Genomic DNA, 18,240 nt, shown 5'->3' with positions numbered 1-18,240 from the left:
AGAGAGGAGAGTATATGATAAGAGTATATGAGACAGTATTGTATAAAGTTGTTTCAGTATTAGAAATAAAGGCAAATTGTATTTCATCAAAGGTAAAAAACCAAATTTTGCCAATTCTATTTGCTATGATAACAATTTGTGCATTGTTTTATAGTTGTACATCAGTCAGTGTTCACCTTTTGATTAAATGCGTAATAGGAAGTATTATTTTAGTTCTTATCATCTTTTTTTCTATTGATGGGAAATTAAGAAAACCAGTATGGGATAAGAAGATTGTAGGATTATGGATGATATTTGGCTGTATTCGAATGTTATCTGGATTTGTGACTTCAATAGAATATTTGCCGTTGGCATGTGTGTGGTTAATTTTATTTCCTATGCTTTTTATCGTTTGGTCAAGTCGAGGAGATTATGATACTCTGTTAATTTCCTTGTATAGAGGATTTGTGTATCCTGTTATGGGATTTATTATTGCATCCTTAATTATAGTGCCGATAACTTCGGAAGCATTTGGAGGATTAGCAGGAAACGCTAATGCAGTGGGACAATACATTTGTGCGGTGTTACCTTTGATATTGTATAAATATAATTTGATAACAACAAGTAAAAAAGAAAAGTTCGTATTGCTTATATTCATGGCAGTTATGATATCAACAGTATTCTACACGAGAAGTAGGACTACGACGTTAGCTGCTGTTACAGTGGGCTTAGTTTGGCTTGTTTGGCAAAAATTCTTTAACTCTGCAGAATGGAAAAAAATTCTAACCATTGTTGCAGCAATCAGTATTTTGAGTTGCGGATTTACATATGGAATGCTCCAGATTAATTCTACAATGCACACGTCTCAAAAACAACAAGAGGCAAAAATTGATGATGTAGTTGAAGGTTATGTTGAAAGAATCGAAGGAAAAGATAAACATGCGGGTGGAGCAGAAAATTATTCGTCAGGAAGAATAGGAATTTGGAAAAAAGTAATAGAATCTGTGAATGTTTTTGGACATCCTAGCAGAGAACATATCGTCACAGATAGGAATGGTGATGTTGGAGCTAATGCACATAACAATTTTTTGCAATTTACATATGATCAAGGGATTTTTGGAGGAGTTCTTTTCTTTGGTCTATGTGCTGTGGCTTTTTTAAAAACAATTTGTGGAGTTTACCAAAAAAGAAAATATTATAATTTTATATTGTATAATAGTGTAGTTTTTCTGTTGATGTCACTTGTGACAAGTCTTAATTTGCCTTTTTTATATATTATGAGTTTTAGCTATTATACAGGATATGCTATATTGTTTAATCAAAAAAAATAAACAGAGAGTATGGGAATATTTAGAAAATATTAATATTTGATTAAATTAAATATGCTATACTACAAGTGAGTGTAAATAGATTTAGGGACTAGAGGAGAGTAAAATGACAGTTTCAGTGTGTATTATTGCATATAATGAAGAAAAGACATTGACTTCATTATTTTCAGATATAAAAAATCAAGACTATCCACATAATAAAATGGAAGTTATATTGGTAAATTCGATGTCTTCAGATAGGACGAGGGTGTTAATGGAAAAATTTGCAGAAGAAGAAAATGGCTTTTTGAGGGTAAAGGTATTTGATAATCCAAAGAAAAAACAAGCAGCTGGCTGGAATATTGCCATTAAAAATTCCTCAGAAGATATTATTATTAGAATTGATGCACACACTATGATTCCACGAGAATTTGTATCTAAAAATGTACAATGTATTGAAAGTGGAGAAGATGTTTCGGGCGGTCCAAGACCTAATATTGCAGAGGATGATTCACCTTGGAAACATACTCTTCTGCTTGCGGAAAAGTCTATGTTTGGAAGCAGTATTGCGACGTATAGGAGAAGCCATCATAAAACATATGTTAAATCTGTATTCCATGGAGCATATAGAAGAGAAGTTTTTGAAAAAGCAGGACTATTTAATGAGAATTTAGGTAGGACAGAAGACAATGAAATGCATTATAGAATTCTAAAAGCTGGGTACAAAATATGTTATAATCCTAAAATTATATCTTATCAACATACGAGAAATACATGGCGAGGTATGATTAAGCAAAAATATGGAAATGGATATTGGATAGGTCTTACAGTTGGGATTTGTCCGAGATGTTTTTCTATTTATCATTTTGTTCCGTTAAGTTTTGTTATAGCATTGATGTTTTCTTTAATAATGGTTGCACTAGGTAAGATGAGCCCTTTCATAGTACTTATCTTATTATATGGAATGGTAAACATTAGTATGTCTGTGCTTGCGGTATTAAAAGAAAAGAAAAAATATGTATATTACTTATTATTACCATTTATATTTATTTCACTTCATATTTCATATGGAGTAGGGACAGTGGTTGGATTAATAAGAATGCCTAGGTGGAGCAAGAAAATAAATAGAGAAGTTTAAAACAGACACAAGAGGAAAAGGTATGAGTGAATGGTGGATTGGAAACGAAAAAATAGGGAATGAAGGAAAAAAGATTTCAGGAACAGAGTATTTCTATTGGTTTGATAAAGGGAACAGATTCGTTGAAGATAAAGTAATTGTAGATACTCAGGATTTTTTTATTTTATTGGACGGAGTTATTTTTAATAAGAAAGAAATTCTAAAAAATTGTCAACAAAATAATTGGAGCTTAACAATAATTGATTTATATAAAACAGGCAGATTGGAGTTTGTAAATTTACTGCGAGGGAGTTTTAATGGAGTAGTAATAGATAAAATATCTCAAGAGGTCAATGTATTTGTAGATCAATTAGGAGAAAGAGCCGTTTTTTATAACAATGAAAAAGATGAGTTTTTTGTTTCCACGGATTTCAATCGACTTATTGAAGTGTTTAAATACAAGAAATTAAAATACTCTATAGATAAAGACGGAATAAAAAATCTTTTGTATTTTGGCTATATGATAGATAATAGAACTTGTGTAAAAGAAATAAAACGTATATTTCCAGGAAATTATTTATATAAAAATCAATGGCAAATGAGTGAAGTGGTTTATTTCAGATTTAGCAATAAAAATTTATTGCAAAAAACAGAAGAAGAGTTAATTGAGTTGATTGATAAGACTTTTCAGAGGGCTTTAAAACGAGAATTGGATAAGGATAAAGAGTATGGATATCGCTCGTTAATAGATATTAGTGGGGGAATGGATGCAAGAACAATTAGTTTTGTAGCAAAAGCATTAGGGTATAAAGAAATTACGAACATTTGTTATAGCCAAATGAATGCATATGAACGAAAGATTGCTGAAAAGTTAGTTAGGGAGTTAGGAAACGATTATATTTTTAAGGCACTGGATAATGCAAAGTTTATCTATGAGGTAGACGATTTGGTAAAAGAAAATTTTGGGCTTTGCTATTTCGCCGGAATAACAGGGGGGCGAGACTTTTTGAAAGTCTTAGACAAAACTTATTTTGGTATAGAGCATACAGGAATTTTGGGAGATGTATACGAGGGAAGTTTTAATGAACAACCTGTCTTAAGAGAGCCTATGATTGATGATAAGTACCGAGTTAGTAAGTTATTAAAAATAAATATTGATGATTCCTGCTTAAAACAATATGAAAACGATGAAATGTTTAAATTTTATACGCGAGGGATTTTAGCGGGGATGAGTACACATTTGATTAGGCAAAAATACATAGAAACTTATTCACCTTTTGCCGATATAGATTTTTTGAATTTAATGTTTTCGATTCCTCTAGAACAACGTATAACTGGAAAAATATATATGAAGTGGTTGAATAAAAAATATCCAGAAGCATTGGAATATACCTATGCAGGAACTATGTGTAAACCGAATAGTGCTAAATTAAAACTTAAACTACGAGTAATGTGGAACATATTACTTTTAAAATTTTTGTTGCCAATTCAGAAGAAAGTTTTTTATCGTTCAGAATGGAATTATAAAGGAACAATGAATCCTTTTGAGTATTGGTATGAAAAAAATCAAAACATAAGAAAATTTGTAGATGAATATTATCAAAAAACCTTAAAATATGTAGAGGATTTGGAGATAAAGGGATATATTGAAGAAATACAGAAAACAGGAAGAATGCAGGATAAAATGATTATGTTAACAGTACTTTCGGTATATAAGCAGTATAGTTGTTAAAATATAATAAATGGAGAGAAGATTGAAAATGAAAAGTAGAGGTTATCCATTACCTTAATCGTATCACAACAAAGCCATCTTACGGTGGCTGCTTTGAAAATTGAATATGTAGACAAAGTTACAGGTTATTCCGTTGCTGACTTGATGCGGAAACCTTGAAACTGAGCCATTAAAATAGCCTGCTCAACCGTGATTTCACGGGTTGTCGGAAGAATATCAGATTTTTGGTATAAATCTGAATTATAATTCTCACCATTTTTGAGCATGTGGTATAATGCTGTAAGAAGCATTCTTGCAATAGCAATGATTGCCTTCTTATGACCGCGACGCTTTTTGATACGGAGGTAGCGGTCACGAATTTCAGGATGCTTTTTGCTCTTGATCGCAGCGTTTGCACACTGTACAAGAAGTGGTTTGATATAGCATCCGGCCTTGGAAACCCGGACAGATTTTTTCTTCCCTGCACTTTCATTGTTGGTTGGAGTAAGACCAGCCCATGAACATAAGTGTTTCGCCGAAGGGAAAGCCTCCATGTTTGTTCCGATTTCGGAGATGATACCGATAGCAGTAAAGGTGTTCTTAAAACCTGGAGCGGTTAGGATAATGGAAATTTCCTGCTGATAGGGATTGGCGAGCGCAAGAATGAGTTCTTCTAACTCTGCTTTCCGGGCTTCAAGGTTATCAAAATGTTCTTTAATGATCTTTAATTTAGCAGCCTGTTCCGGAGTGATATATCCGTCAATGGCGAGTTCCAGTTCAGGAAGTTTATCTTTCATGGAACCATGGATTAAAGATCCGATATCAAAAGAAGTATCATCAGGATTTTCAAGGATTTTAGCAATAATCTTTTGAGAACTCTTACCAAAAGTGTCCGAGACAACGTTCCCCAACTGGATGTTGGAAACCGTGAGACAATTCTGGTAACGATTCTTTTCGCTGGACTTAAAGCAGGTCAGTTTGAAACGGTAACGCATAAGGTCACGGAGTTGACGGATGTCAGCAGGAGGCATAAAGCTACCGGCAACAAGATCATGTTTAAACAGGTCAGCAATCCATTTCGCATCTTTCTTGTCAGTTTTTTTACCACGGATAGCCTTAACATATTTCGGATGAGCAAGGACAATGGAACAGTCGTGTTCTAAGACATTGTAAACGGGAATCCAATATTTACCTGTAGATTCCATACAGACATCCTTGCAATTACGGTCGAGCAGCCATTTGAGCAACTGTTTCAGTCCTTTCGTGTAGGTTGAAAAGTGATGGCGCTCATAAGTGGTAACGCCTTGCTTATCCGTTTTAGCAATGCAAGCCACTACAAAGTTTTTGTGGACATCGATACCACAACAAATTTTGTACACGATTTTTAAAGCCATAGGGACTCCTTTCAGAACCAAAAGGTTCACTAAAGATTATAGGGAGAGACGGCATTGACTGAACGCCTAAGCCATAAACGAAGTAGTTTATACAAAGATAAGATTACGTGCTTGGTGTCACACTTATTTGTGCTTGAAAAGGCGAACTACACATATAAAAATACAGTCATTCCAGAAGAGGAACAGCCTACTCACCTCCCCGTGATTTGTAGTATACCGAGTTCCCTACAAAAAGAATTATAAAGAAAAAAAGCCGGGTAGAAAACTGTTTTCATAACGTTTTGTGCCTGAGCAAAGCGAAAGGAATGGATATAAAAATGAAAAAGACAAATATTGTATTCAAATTTTCAAAAAAAGAAATTACACGCTTGTTGTGTTTGATAATAAGTGGTGTGTCAGTAATTATTGGATATTCTATAAAGAATTTTAATGTTTTGTGTACAAGTATGATATTTCTGTTGATTCATAATATAATTTATGTTTTTGAAAACACGAAAGATAGGGTTATATTTTTAATACTCCACATTACTATTTTTACATTTTTGATTTCTAGACCATTTATAGGAATGCTTAGAGGTGAAAAATGGTGGTTAGAATCTGGGCAAGCACCTGAAAATATATACTTTTCAATAAATGTTATTCTATTGTCCATGTTGTTTATATATATAGGAGCAGTTATAGGAGAGCATATTTATCAAAAAGTTGAAAGGAATAATGATAATAATCAGGAAAAAAATCAGAAAAAAATACAATTTCGAAATAATTTACAAGTTGTTTCAATGCTTGCTTTTTATATAACAATGTGTTTTTTCTTAGTGCAAGAAGGAGAAAAACTGTTATATATGCAAGGGAGAAGTTATGTAGAATATTATGCGGGGTTTCATAGTCAATTACCTGGGATATTTTACACGATTGCTTCTTTTATGAAATATAGTTTGTGTGTTTTTTTGGCTACATTCCCAAGTAAAAAAAGAGCTTTTACACCACTTTTCTTGTTTGAATTATCTGCAATTCCAGAACTTCTTATAGGAGTGAGAAATCCGATTATGTTAAATAGTATTTTTATTTTTTTATACTATATAATGCGTGATATATATGAAAAAAGACAAAAGTGGATTGGAAAAATTGAAAAAGTAATATTAGTGATTTCAATTCCAACTTCTTTAATTTTTATGACGGTTTATGCATATGTAAGAAGTGGTGTGGCAATAGCACAAAAAAATATTTTTAAATTATTTTTTGACTTTTTCTATGGACAAGGAGTAACTTTTAATGTATTAAGTATTGCGTATGGATATCGAAATAACTTGCCAGAACGTCCGTGGCGCAATTATACATTCGGAGGAATGATTGATTATATTGTTCATGGAAGAATTGGGCAAATGCTTTTTGGAACAGATCCTTTGCCGGAAGGCAACAATTGGACAAATGGAACTTTGAGTAATAATTTTAGCCATAATTTTTCATATTTAGTAAGGAAAGATGACTATTTAAACGGTCAAGGTTGGGGATCGTCTTATATATTGGAGACATATGTTGATTTTGGATATATTGGTTTAATTCTATTTAATTTAATTTTAGGAATTTTATTGGTTTATATGTTGAAAAGATTGGGGAGAAATACATTGTTGGACACTATCTTCTTATTGTCATTAACAACAATCTTTTTGATTCCAAGAGCAGAAGCGACGGGATGGCTTTCTTTTATCGTTACAGCTCAATTTTGGGCATGTATTTTAGCGTGCTATTTAGGAGCGTATATTTGTATGAAATGTAAGTGGATACAAAATATATTAAAAATACTACATCTATATCCCAAAACGGATGTTGAATTGTAGAATAAAAATATTAAAGAAATTGCAAGAACCTATTATTAAAAAGTCAAAAGAGTGAGGGGGAATTATTGATGAAAAAAATAATTGCTTTTGGAATGATATTGTCTATGATTTGTAATAGTGGGACACTCAGAGTAGAGGCTGCAGAGAGCCAAGTTGTACCAATGGAGCAAGTTGTTTTTCGAGCGGAATCGGAGCATATGGAAAATGCTACTGAATTGGAAAACAAAGAAGAAAAGAATGATATTTTGTTAAGTTGTGAACAGATAAAAATAGCAGTCGGAGAAAGCGCTTGTTTTTATGTATTATGTAATTCAGAAAACATGTATGATGAACTTGTAATAACAGAAGAAAATAGCAATTTAATACAGGTAAAAGAGATTAGTTCTGACCAGTTGCTTTATGAAAAAAAAGGAGCAGAGTTATTAAAAAATGCTCCGAGTGGTGTAAAATGGTATGTAATAGAAGCGAAGACAGAAGGTCATACGAGCGTTAGTGTAGAAAGCAAAGGGAATTCAGAAAAAATACAAATTGTAATTGATAAGTCAGTATTTTCAGAAAAGGTAGAAGAGAGCTTAAAGGATAATAATGAAGGGTTCAATGAGCAGAAAATTTCAAGTGGTTGGACACAAGATGGTTGGTATTATTATGTTAATGGAGAGCCAGTTAGAGGGATTGTAGAGATTCAAGGGTGCTGTTATTATTTTGATGAGTATACAGGAAGATTATGTAAGAAAGCACAATGGATAGAAAAAGATGGAAAGAGATATTACAGCAACGCAGAGGGAATCTTATATCAGAACCAGATGATTAGTTTTGGATCTACATATTATTATATGGGAATTGATGGAAGTGTCCAAAGCGGAATTATTAATGCAAGCAATGAGAAGATGTACTATGCTGGAAAAGACGGGATAATACAGAAGAAAGCTCAATGGATAGAAGCCAGTGGGAAAAAATATTTCAGCAATGCTGAAGGAGTATTATATCAAAATCAGATGATCAGTTTTGGAAATACATACTACTACATGGGAAACGATGGAAGTGTTCAAAGTGGGATAGTCAAAGAGAGTAATGGAAAACTGTATTATGCAGGGAAAGATGGCGTGATCCAAAAGAAAGCCCAGTGGATAGAAGTGAGTGGGAAAAAATACTTGAGCAATGCTGAAGGAGTATTATATCAAAATCAGATGATCAGTTTTGGAAATACATGCTACTACATGGGAAACGATGGAAGTGTTCAAAGTGGAATTGTCGAAGCGAGTAATGGAAAACTATATTATGCAGGGAAAGATGGCGTGATCCAAAAGAAAGCCCAGTGGATAGAGGAGGGAGAAAAAAAGTATTTTAGTAATGTAGAAGGAATACTGTATCAGAATCAGATAATAAGCTTTGGAGATACAAGTTATTACATGGGAAGCGATGGAAGTATTCAAAATGGAATTGTCAAGGCAAACAATGGAAGGAGTTATTATTCAGGAGAGAATGGAATTATCCAAAAGAAAGCACAATGGATTGATTTTGATGGGAAACGTTATTTCAGTAATGTAGAAGGAATGTTGTACCAAAATCAGGTAATTACTTTTGGAGATGTAGGATATTGTATGGGAGAAGATGCTAGTGTTCAGTATGGAATTGCTAAAGCAGGTAATAAATATTATTATACAGATGAAAACACAGGAATCCTAATAAAAAAGACTGGTTGGATAGAAACAAGTGGAAAACGTTATTTTTCAAAAGCAGATGGAAGCTTATATCAAAACCAATTTATAAGTTTTGGTGATACATATTATTACTGCGGAAATGATGCAGCAATTGTAAAAAATAGCACGCAGGTGGTTTCAGGTGTGTTATATCGATTTGATGGTAATGGTATTATGATTAAAGAAGGTGGCTGGGGAGAATATAATGGAAACAAGTATTATAAAAATCCGGCAACCGGTTTTCCATACAAAAATCAGTGGGTTACGTTCGGAAGAACATGGTATTACGCAAATTCGCAAGGTTTTATGGTAAGTGGATGGCAAACGATAGGTGGATATAAGTATTATTTCTATTCAGATACAAAATATATGGCTAGAAATGTAATTATAGAGGGGCTTTCTATTGGTGATGATGGGCGAGTGGTAGCATTTGGAACTCGTATGTCACAGTTTACTACTGTTTCAACTAATAATTCTAACGGTACATACAATATGAGCAAAGCATTAAAGAGTTTTAACCAAGTTGTCATTCAGCCGGGACAGACTATTTCATTTTTTGATATTGCAGGTCCATGTGGAAAAGCAGAAGGATATTTACCAGCTGGTGTAGTTGGCGGCATTGGATATGGCGGAGGAATTTGTCAAGCAAGTACAACACTGTATGGGGCAGCTCTTAGAGCAGGTCTTACAATTGTAGAAAGAAGAAATCACTCTGTTCCATCAACTTATGTTCCGATAGGACAGGATGCAATGGTCAACTATGGGAGCTCAGATTTGAAAATCAGAAATGATTTTAATTTTCCGGTGAAACTCGTTACCTATACAAAGGGAAAAACATTATATGCAGAAGTATGGGGGACACAGCCAAGCTGGTACGATTACGTATCGATAGAATCTTGGTGGAGTGGAAGCAGAAGTGCAGTCGCATATAGAAAATATATTAAAAATGGCCAAGTTGTAAAAACAGAACAATTACCAAGTTCATACTATTAAAAGAACTTCTAAAAACTTAAGAATCTCTTACACCCCTTGAGAAACCCTCTGATTTATGGTATAAACTTATTTTGAGATAGATGAGTATTGTTTGACCAAACTGGAGTGGATTATGAAGAGATTATGTTTTGTAGAATATGATATGACAGTAACAGGAGGCGTTGAGCAAGTGACGACATCACTTGCCAACGCTTTTTGTGATGCATATGAGGTATATATATATGGCATTTTTGGAAAAGGGAAACATGTTCCGTACGATCTGGATCCGAGAATTCACTATCGAGCGGAACTGGCAGAAGACTGCAGAATCCGAAAACGGATCACAAGTGTATTTAAACCATTTAAGGAGTATATAAAAGAAAATGAGATTGATGTAGTATTCCTAATGGAGAATCATCCGGCAATTACCGTATCACCGGTTCGATTTTTTACAAAGGCAAAATATGTATTTTGTGACCATGGTGCCTTGATGAATGAGTGGGAGAAGAAAGATATTACAGCATTTCGCTTTTGGGATGGTTTGATTTCTCATAAGATTGTGACATTGACAGAACAGACACGTCAGGATTATATCAAAAGGTTCAAGACAAATCCGAAAAAAATTCAGAGCATCTATAATTGGATACCGGAAGAAGTATTAAAGGCAAGAAGACCGTATGACAGCACATCAAAAAAGATTATTACAGTTGGAAGATTCAGCGAGGAAAAAGGACATGATATGTTGGTAGAAGCAGCGAAGCTTGTGTTGCCGAAATATCCGGACTGGCAGTGGGATCTTTATGGAACAGGAGATACACTTGATGAGATTCGGAAGAAGATAGAAGAATATGGATTGGAGAAGCAATTGATTCTAAAGGGCAATGTAAAGGATGTATATCAGGTATATGGAGACTATGCATTTCTTGTGCTGCCGTCTTATCGGGAGGGACTTCCCCTTGTACTCTTAGAGGCAAAAGCGTTGGGACTTCCGATGATAAGCTTCGATATTACCACCGGTCCGAGGGAAATCATTAATGAGGGAGAAGATGGATACTTGATTCCACCGTACCATATTGAGGAGATGGCGGCAAAAATAGAAACATTAATAATAGATGAAAAACAACGAATATTGTTTTCAAAGAATACGGAAAAAGGAATTGAAAAATTTTGTAAAAGAAGAATATATTCTGAATGGGAGGAATTAATTGAAACATTATGTGGAGGAGAAGAGTAATCAGTACTAAAAAAAGAAATATAAATTTAGATATGATACGCGTTATAGCAGTTTTTTCTGTACTATCTGTTCATTTTTTTTTACACAATGGATTTTATGAAGAGATAGTTGTCGGAAAACGATTGTTTTTCATGGGAACGATGAGAAACTTCTTTATGATTTGTGTTCCTTTATTTTTAATTTTGACGGGTTTTTTGATGAATAAAAAAGTAGTGAGTAGAAAATATTATAGTGGATTAAAAAAGACATATATAACATATGTTTTGGCTAGTATAGCGTGTCTAGTATATTTTAGCATTTCGACACAAAGATCATTTGGAATTATAGAAAGCATTAAAATGATTTTAAACTTTAGTGCGGCACCGTATTCGTGGTATATAGAGATGTATATTGGACTGTTCCTTTTGATTCCTTTTATAAATATATTATATAATGGATTGAAATCAAAAAAACAAAAAATAGGATTAATTATTACAATGTTAAGTTTAACAGTATTGCCAAGTGTGATGAATATTTGGGGAATTTCAAGGAAAATTCAGGGAATACTATTGCCAGGAGGAAGTGAAAATTGGGTCAAAATCATTCCTAATTATTGGACAACACTGTGGCCCTTGACATATTATTTTATTGGTGCTTATATCAGTGAGTATGATATTAAAATTCGAAAGAGAAACAATTTTATATTATTAGTTGTAAGTTTGTTTTTATTTGGAGTATTTAACTATATGAGGAGTTATCAAAATACATACGAAGTAAGTGATTACAATTATTTTCAAGGTATACAGCCAGCTATTTTAGCTGTTCTTCTGTTTTTATTTATTTTGCATTTGAATTTAGATAATATTCCGAATATTTTGAAAAGTATTATAACGAAAATTTCAGAATTGTCATTAGGAATATATTTAGTTTCGTTTATTTTTGATAATTTGATTTATCCAAAATTGAATGCTAGAATTATAGAGATGCCTAAAAGAATGGAATGGTATATTATTATTGTTCCCGTGGTGTTTATCTGTTCTCTATTTCTCTCAGGAATTTTAGATTATATTAGTAAATTTGTTTTTTATTGTGTGGGAAGAGTTACATCAAAACTGAAAGAAAAGAGAGAAAAAGATAAATAAGTAGAAGAGAATAGGAAGGAAATAATTATGCGAATCTTACAAATTGGATTATCCCATAATCCGGGCGGAGTAGAAAGCTTCGTAATGAATTATTATAGAGAACTTGTGAAATATGGCGTGCAGTTTGATTTTATCAGCATGTATGACAGTCTTGCGTATGAGGATGAGATAAAGTCTTTGGGAGGAACAGTTTTCTATATTTCCAATGTGAAAAGGCATCCGATTCGTTTTCGAAGAGAACTTTTAAAGATATTGAAAGAGGAAAAATATGCTGCAATTCATGTGAATATGCTGTCTGCTGCAAACATTGTACCACTGGAAATTGGGAAAAAAGCAGGGGTGCCAAAAGTGATCGCACATTCCCACAATTCTTCTACACCAGGGTTGCTGAGAAATATACTGCACCGTTTGAACAAGCCGCGGATTTTACATTATGCCACTGATTTTTTTGCATGCAGTAAAGTTGCGGGGAAATGGTTGTTTGATGAGAAAACTATGCAAAGTGACCGATTTCATATCATCCACAATGCACTGCATGTAGAAAAATTTTTTTATAATGAAACTACCAGACAAAAGATCAGAGAAGAGCTTGGTGTGGAGAATCGGTTTGTAGTTGGACATGTGGGTAGGTTTGAAGAACAGAAAAATCATGAATTTCTGATTGATATATTTAATGAGATTGCGAAAGAGCGTGAAGATGCAGTTTTGCTGCTTATAGGGGATGGAGAGTTAAAAGAACAAATTACTGCGAAAGTGCAGGAATATGCAATAGAAAATCAGGTACAGTTTTTGGGGGTCAGAAAAGACATTCCGCAGTTATGGAATGCGATGGATGTATTTGTGTTTCCATCGCTCTTTGAAGGCCTGCCGTTAGTTGCATTGGAAGCGCAGGCATCCGGAGTTTACAGTGTGATGGCGGATACGATCAGCAAAGAAGTAAAAATTACAGATGCAGTAACATTTTTGCCATTGGCTCATAATGAAAAAGAATGGAAAGAGTGCATTTTGGAACCGGGAGATGCTGGGAGAACGGAAGTTCAAAATACTATTATAAAGGAACAGTTTCAAGGTGCTGGATATGATATTATGACAGCGGGAAAACAGCTATTGGAATATTATAAGAAATAAAAGTGATGGAGGAAAATTATGCCAAAAATCAGTGTGATAGTGCCGGTATATAAAGTAGAAAAATATATTCATAAGTGTGTGGATTCTATTTTAAATCAGACGTTTTCGGATATTGAAGTTATTTTGGTAGATGACGGAACTCCGGACAGATGCGGGGAAATCTGTGATGCATACGGAGAACAGGATTCGAGGGTAAAAGTGATACATAAGGAAAATGGTGGATTGAGTGATGCAAGGAATGCAGGAATGCCACATGCGTCAGGGGAATATATCATTTTTATAGACAGTGATGATTATATTGAGTCAGATATGCTAGAATATATGTATACCCGGCTGACAGAGGCAGGAGCTGATATGGCGACGTGTGGACTCTACGAGGTTTACAGTGACCGTATTGAACAACAGAAAGAGGAAAAAGATTTTGTGTGTAGTGGGGAAGAGGCATTTCGATGTATTCTGCAGGGGCACACAATTCGCGGAGAAATTTGGAATAAACTGATTCGCAGAAGCTGCATTGAAGATCTGCGCTTTCCAAAAGGAAAGCTATATGAAGATATTTACTTTACTGTGGATATGATGCAGAGAATCAAGAAAGTTGCGGTGGGTACGAAACCGAAATATTATTATCTACACAGAGAGGACAGTATCACAGGAAAGCCATATCGACCACAATTATATGATATTATAGACGGATATACGAAAAATTACAAAGTAGTGCAGAAAGCATTTCCGTCATTGACGGAAGAAGCAGAGTGCCTTTGGTTATGGTCGCGCTTTATTGTACTTGATAAGATGCTTTTGGAAGAAAACTATCGAACCATTGAGGGCAGAAAAGAGTTGGTTTTATTCATACGAAGGCATATGATTCGAATCCTAAAAAATAAGTATTTTAATCGTAATCGAAAAATATCGGCAATGATATTATTTTTAAATCTGGAATTGTATCGCAAATTAGTCTTTATCAGTGAGGAAAAGAAAAAGTAAATGATGAAAAAACATGCATATTTGATCAAAGCGCATCATCAGTTTGCATTATTAAGAAAATTGCTGATGTTGCTTGATGATGAGAGAAATGACATTTATATTCATATAGGAATGGATGTAAGGTTTGAACGAGAAGAACTTAAGGGTGTGGTGAAAAAATCTGCTTTGCATTTTGTGGAGAACGTCCGTGAACAGTGGGGAGGATATAGTCAGATTCAAAGTGAGCTGATTTTATTTCAGGCAGCGTGGGAACATGGCTATGAATATTATCATTTGATAAGTGGTGTGGATTTACCGATTAAGACGCAGGATGAGATACATGAATTTTTCCGTGAGCACTACGGAAAAGAATTTATCTATTTTTGTCCCAAAACGTTTTGGGAGGAATCCAGATATAAATATGAACAATATTACTGGCTGCAGGAGAAAATTGGACGAGAAGGACATGGATTTCTTCGGTTTGTAGAAAAAGTATCACTGTTTTTGCAGAGGAGAATTGGCATAAAGCGTCATATGGAGAGCATGGAGTACTGTCTTGGGGCAAATTGGGTGAGCATTACACATGAATTAGTGGGATTTATTTTAGAAAATAAGGAACTTATCTATAAGATGTTTCATGCGACACTTTGCGCAGATGAGTTTTTTATACAGACACTTGTCTGGAATTCAGGTAAATACAGAAAAAAAGTCTTTTCGCTGGAAGATGACTATTTTGCCAGCCTGCGTCTGATTGATTGGAAACGAGGGAATCCATATGTATGGAGAGAGAATGATTATGAGGAACTGATGCAAGCACCACATTTGTTTGCGCGTAAATTTGATGAGACAGTGGATGCTGCTGTTATAGAGAAAGTTTTTAATACGATTATGGATAGACAAAGGAAAGGTAAATCATATGAGAAGTGAACAGGCATTTAAGAATATGGTCGCAAATCTATTTTTGCAGGTCATCGTATTTGCATCCGGAATTATATTGCCAAGATTTTTTCTGGAAGCGTATGGCTCAAACATAAATGGAATGATTACTTCGATCAATCAGTTTTTAGCATATTTGGGACTTGCGGAGGCTGGGGTTGGAACGGCGTCTGTAGTTGCCTTGTATGCACCGCTTGCAAATAACAATACAAAAGAAGTAAATGGAGTCTTGTCTGCTGCAAGACGTTTCTATAACCGTTCGGGGATGCTGTTTCTCGGACTGGTAGGAGTGCTTACAGTAGTGTATCCATTTATGATTTCCGGACAGCTTGATAACACACTTGTAAGAAGTATGATCTTAGTGCTGGCGAGCAGTACACTTGTGGATTATTTCTTTTTGGGAAAATACAGAGTATTGCTGACAGCAAACCAAGAGGGCTATATAGTGGCTCTGATTCAGTCAGCAGGAACGCTTGTGAATATGGTTTTATCCATTGCACTGATTTATCAGGGGGCAAATGTATTATGGGTAAAGGCAGTTGCCACAGGGGTGTATATGCTGCGACTTTTCTTGGTAAAGCGCTATGCAAAGAAACGCTATCCAGAACTTGATTTTCATGTAGAACCGTCTACTTCTGCTTTGACTCAGAGAGGGGCTGCACTTCTCCACCAAGTTGTTGGAATTATCGTAAACAATACAGATGTTGTTTTGCTGACGATTCTCCTTGGCAAAGGTTCCTTGTTAGAAGTGAGTGTATATGGTGTGTACAATTTAATTGTATATGCAGTTAACATGCTTTTGACATCTTTCTCAAACGGATTGACGGCAGGTTTTGGAGAGGTGATCTCAAAAGGGGAAAGTGAGACACTGAGAAAAAGTTATTCAACCTATGAATACATGTATATCATTATTTTGTTTATAGTAACGGTCTGCATGGGAGTGTTGATTTTACCTTTTGTGTCTGTCTATACAATGAATATGACCGACACGAATTATATGAGACCGGTTATCGCAGGACTGTTTACGGTGATTGTACTTTTGCAGAATATAAGAATCCCGGGACTTACGATCATCTGTGCAGCGGGACATTATAAAGAGACACAGTATCAGGCAATTTTGGAAGCAGTAATCAATATTATTGTATCTGTTTTATGTATTCATAAATTTGGAATGGCGGGAGTTCTGTTTGGAACAGCGTGCTCGTATGCATACCGCTCTGTTGAAGTTATGATTTATAACCATAAGAAACTGGTTAAAGGTTCTGGTGGGAAATCATTAGCAAGAGTGTTGAGAAATCTTGTGATGAGTATTCTTTTGATTTTTGCAGGAATCAAATTTGTACCACAGCAGATGGATTCTTTTATTATTTGGTTTGTATATGCACTGGCTGCCGGAGTTGTGAGTGCTGTGGCAATAGTAGTAGTGAATATGGGATTTGAACCGAAGGAATTCAAGGCACTGATAAAACGGGTGACTGGAATTATACGTAAATAAGTTGAGAAGGGGAAAAATTATGAGTGAGATAGCAGTATTAATACCATGTTACAATGAAAGTATCACAATTAAAAAAGTAATTGAAGACTATAAGAAGGCATTGCCAGAGGCCACAATTTATGTGTATGACAATAATTCAACAGATGGCACGGATGAAATTGCAAGAGCAGCAGGTGCGGTAGTCAGATATGAATATCGTCAGGGAAAGGGAAATGTCATCAGGAGTATGTTCCGTGAGATTGATGCGGACTGCTATCTGATGATTGACGGAGATGATACATATCCGGCAGAGCACGCGAGAGAGATGGTGGACAAAGTATTGAACAAAGGTGTGGATATGGTAATCGGCGACCGTCTCTCATCTACCTATTTTACAGAAAATAAGAGACCATTTCATAATATGGGAAACCGGACAGTGCGTTTTTTTATCAACAAGCTATTCGGAAATGAGGTCAAAGATATCATGACGGGATACAGGGCATTCAGCAGGATGTTTGTAAAGTCGTTCCCGGTATTGTCAAAAGGGTTCGAGATAGAAACGGAGATGACTATTCATGCAGTGGACAAGAACTTCTTGCTTGAGGAAATTCCAGTTGTTTATAGAGACAGACCGGAGGGAAGTGATTCGAAACTGAATACGTTTTCTGATGGAATGAAAGTGTTAAAGACAATTGCGACGTTGTTTCGAGAATATCGCCCGTTTGCGTTTTTCTCTCTGATAGCGGCAGTGCTATGGACAATCACCTTGATTTTGTTTGTCCCGGTATTTGTGGATTATATTCAAACAGGACTGGTTCCGAGATTTCCAACTTTAATTGTGTCCGGTGTGATAGCAGTTTTGGGAATGTTGCTTTGGGTCTGCGGTATTATTTTAGATGTAATTGTAAAGAAACACAGACAATTATATGAGCTGATGCTGAATCAGATGAAATAAAAAACAGGAAGTGAAGAGATGGAAAAATTAATAAAGCAGATTATGAAGTTTGGTGTTGTAGGGGGAAGCGCGTTTGTCATTGATTATGGTATCATGATTTTTTTGACAGAAGTATTTCACATCAATTATTTGATTTCCAGTGGGATTTCTTTTGCGGTGTCTGTTATTTTTAATTATGTCATGAGCGTGAAATGGGTATTTGAGGTAGAAGAAAACAGAGATAAAAAGCAAGAGTTTGCGCTGTTTGTTGTACTTAGTATCATAGGTTTGGGGATCAATCAGCTGATTATGTGGCTTGCGGTGGAAAAATTCAGAGTTTTTTATATGATATCTAAAATTGGTGCTACAATCGTTGTAATGGTCTATAATTTTGTTACGAGAAAACTGTTTTTGGAGAAAAAGGATAGTTGA

Annotated in this window: 14 protein-coding genes; 13 read left to right on the top strand and 1 reads right to left on the bottom strand. The window is 34.9% G+C overall.

Translation table 11 applies throughout. The annotated features are described in order from the left end of the window. The first annotated feature begins 14 nt into the window (after positions 1 to 14). The 3 genes from AC6I5B_RS13300 (at position 15) to AC6I5B_RS13290 (ending at position 4,135) form a co-directional block, all read left to right on the top strand. Complete coding sequence (locus tag AC6I5B_RS13300; protein WP_144167173.1) at positions 15 to 1,310, top strand: O-antigen ligase family protein; 1,296 nt, start codon at positions 15 to 17, stop codon at positions 1,308 to 1,310. 103 nt (positions 1,311 to 1,413) lie between these two features. Beyond that, positions 1,414 to 2,424, top strand: coding sequence for a glycosyltransferase family 2 protein (locus tag AC6I5B_RS13295; RefSeq protein ID WP_004611153.1), 1,011 nt, complete (start codon positions 1,414 to 1,416; stop codon positions 2,422 to 2,424). Between the two features lie 22 nt (positions 2,425 to 2,446). After that, a complete protein-coding gene (locus tag AC6I5B_RS13290) occupies positions 2,447 to 4,135 on the top strand; it encodes an asparagine synthetase B family protein (protein WP_004611152.1) in 1,689 nt (562 codons plus the stop codon). Between the two features lie 125 nt (positions 4,136 to 4,260). On the opposite strand, the gene AC6I5B_RS13285 is transcribed toward AC6I5B_RS13290, so the two are convergent. Next, a complete protein-coding gene (locus tag AC6I5B_RS13285; RefSeq protein WP_044988652.1) occupies positions 4,261 to 5,508 on the bottom strand; it encodes an IS110 family RNA-guided transposase in 1,248 nt (415 codons plus the stop codon). Between the two features lie 317 nt (positions 5,509 to 5,825). Here AC6I5B_RS13285 and AC6I5B_RS13280 point away from each other — a divergent pair, with 317 nt between their 5' ends. The 10 genes from AC6I5B_RS13280 (at position 5,826) to AC6I5B_RS13235 (ending at position 18,240) form a co-directional block, all read left to right on the top strand. Continuing rightward, positions 5,826 to 7,346 carry an O-antigen polysaccharide polymerase Wzy family protein gene (locus AC6I5B_RS13280; RefSeq protein WP_022251086.1) on the top strand — a complete coding sequence of 507 codons (1,521 nt, stop codon included), beginning with the start codon at positions 5,826 to 5,828 and terminating at the stop codon, positions 7,344 to 7,346. A 68-nt stretch (positions 7,347 to 7,414) separates the two neighbouring features. Continuing rightward, positions 7,415 to 10,039 (top strand): VanW family protein, encoded by a 2,625-nt coding sequence (locus AC6I5B_RS13275; RefSeq protein ID WP_022251085.1) that lies wholly within the window; start codon positions 7,415 to 7,417, stop codon positions 10,037 to 10,039. Positions 10,040 to 10,151: 112 nt separating this feature from the next. Then, the gene (locus AC6I5B_RS13270) at positions 10,152 to 11,252 is read left to right on the top strand and encodes a glycosyltransferase family 4 protein (protein ID WP_022251084.1); all 1,101 of its coding nucleotides are present in this window, start codon (positions 10,152 to 10,154) and stop codon (positions 11,250 to 11,252) included. After that, positions 11,234 to 12,373 carry an acyltransferase gene (locus AC6I5B_RS13265; RefSeq protein WP_270608614.1) on the top strand — a complete coding sequence of 380 codons (1,140 nt, stop codon included), beginning with the start codon at positions 11,234 to 11,236 and terminating at the stop codon, positions 12,371 to 12,373. Before AC6I5B_RS13270 ends, AC6I5B_RS13265 begins: the two co-directional genes overlap by 19 nt. Positions 12,374 to 12,400: 27 nt before the next feature. Further along, a complete protein-coding gene (locus AC6I5B_RS13260; RefSeq protein WP_022251235.1) occupies positions 12,401 to 13,501 on the top strand; it encodes a glycosyltransferase family 1 protein in 1,101 nt (366 codons plus the stop codon). Between the two features lie 18 nt (positions 13,502 to 13,519). Further along, a complete protein-coding gene (locus tag AC6I5B_RS13255) occupies positions 13,520 to 14,485 on the top strand; it encodes a glycosyltransferase family 2 protein (RefSeq protein WP_004611142.1) in 966 nt (321 codons plus the stop codon). Next, positions 14,486 to 15,391 carry a beta-1,6-N-acetylglucosaminyltransferase gene (locus tag AC6I5B_RS13250; RefSeq protein ID WP_004611141.1) on the top strand — a complete coding sequence of 302 codons (906 nt, stop codon included), beginning with the start codon at positions 14,486 to 14,488 and terminating at the stop codon, positions 15,389 to 15,391. Then, positions 15,381 to 16,895, top strand: a complete 1,515-nt coding sequence (locus AC6I5B_RS13245) for a lipopolysaccharide biosynthesis protein (RefSeq protein WP_004611140.1) — start codon at positions 15,381 to 15,383, stop codon at positions 16,893 to 16,895. The genes AC6I5B_RS13250 and AC6I5B_RS13245 overlap by 11 nt, the downstream gene beginning before the upstream one ends. Before the next feature lie 19 nt (positions 16,896 to 16,914). After that, positions 16,915 to 17,829, top strand: a complete 915-nt coding sequence (locus tag AC6I5B_RS13240) for a glycosyltransferase family 2 protein (protein ID WP_004611139.1) — start codon at positions 16,915 to 16,917, stop codon at positions 17,827 to 17,829. Between the two features lie 18 nt (positions 17,830 to 17,847). After that, on the top strand, positions 17,848 to 18,240 hold the full coding sequence (locus AC6I5B_RS13235) for a GtrA family protein (RefSeq protein ID WP_004611138.1): 393 nt from the start codon (positions 17,848 to 17,850) through the stop codon (positions 18,238 to 18,240).

The sequence above is a fragment of the Faecalimonas nexilis genome, from assembly GCF_059731825.1.
This window is presented reverse-complemented; position numbering and strand designations above follow the sequence as displayed.

Bases quoted from the DNA above. Each gene is read 5' to 3' on its own strand.
- AC6I5B_RS13300 (WP_144167173.1), top strand. From the start codon at position 15: ATGATAAGAGTATATGAGACAGTATTGTATAAAGTTGTTTCAGTATTA.
- AC6I5B_RS13295 (WP_004611153.1), top strand. From the start codon at position 1,414: ATGACAGTTTCAGTGTGTATTATTGCATATAATGAAGAAAAGACATTG.
- AC6I5B_RS13290 (WP_004611152.1), top strand. From the start codon at position 2,447: ATGAGTGAATGGTGGATTGGAAACGAAAAAATAGGGAATGAAGGAAAA.
- AC6I5B_RS13285 (WP_044988652.1), bottom strand. From the start codon at position 5,508: ATGGCTTTAAAAATCGTGTACAAAATTTGTTGTGGTATCGATGTCCAC.
- AC6I5B_RS13280 (WP_022251086.1), top strand. From the start codon at position 5,826: ATGAAAAAGACAAATATTGTATTCAAATTTTCAAAAAAAGAAATTACA.
- AC6I5B_RS13275 (WP_022251085.1), top strand. From the start codon at position 7,415: ATGAAAAAAATAATTGCTTTTGGAATGATATTGTCTATGATTTGTAAT.
- AC6I5B_RS13270 (WP_022251084.1), top strand. From the start codon at position 10,152: ATGAAGAGATTATGTTTTGTAGAATATGATATGACAGTAACAGGAGGC.
- AC6I5B_RS13265 (WP_270608614.1), top strand. From the start codon at position 11,234: ATGTGGAGGAGAAGAGTAATCAGTACTAAAAAAAGAAATATAAATTTA.
- AC6I5B_RS13260 (WP_022251235.1), top strand. From the start codon at position 12,401: ATGCGAATCTTACAAATTGGATTATCCCATAATCCGGGCGGAGTAGAA.
- AC6I5B_RS13255 (WP_004611142.1), top strand. From the start codon at position 13,520: ATGCCAAAAATCAGTGTGATAGTGCCGGTATATAAAGTAGAAAAATAT.
- AC6I5B_RS13250 (WP_004611141.1), top strand. From the start codon at position 14,486: ATGATGAAAAAACATGCATATTTGATCAAAGCGCATCATCAGTTTGCA.
- AC6I5B_RS13245 (WP_004611140.1), top strand. From the start codon at position 15,381: ATGAGAAGTGAACAGGCATTTAAGAATATGGTCGCAAATCTATTTTTG.
- AC6I5B_RS13240 (WP_004611139.1), top strand. From the start codon at position 16,915: ATGAGTGAGATAGCAGTATTAATACCATGTTACAATGAAAGTATCACA.
- AC6I5B_RS13235 (WP_004611138.1), top strand. From the start codon at position 17,848: ATGGAAAAATTAATAAAGCAGATTATGAAGTTTGGTGTTGTAGGGGGA.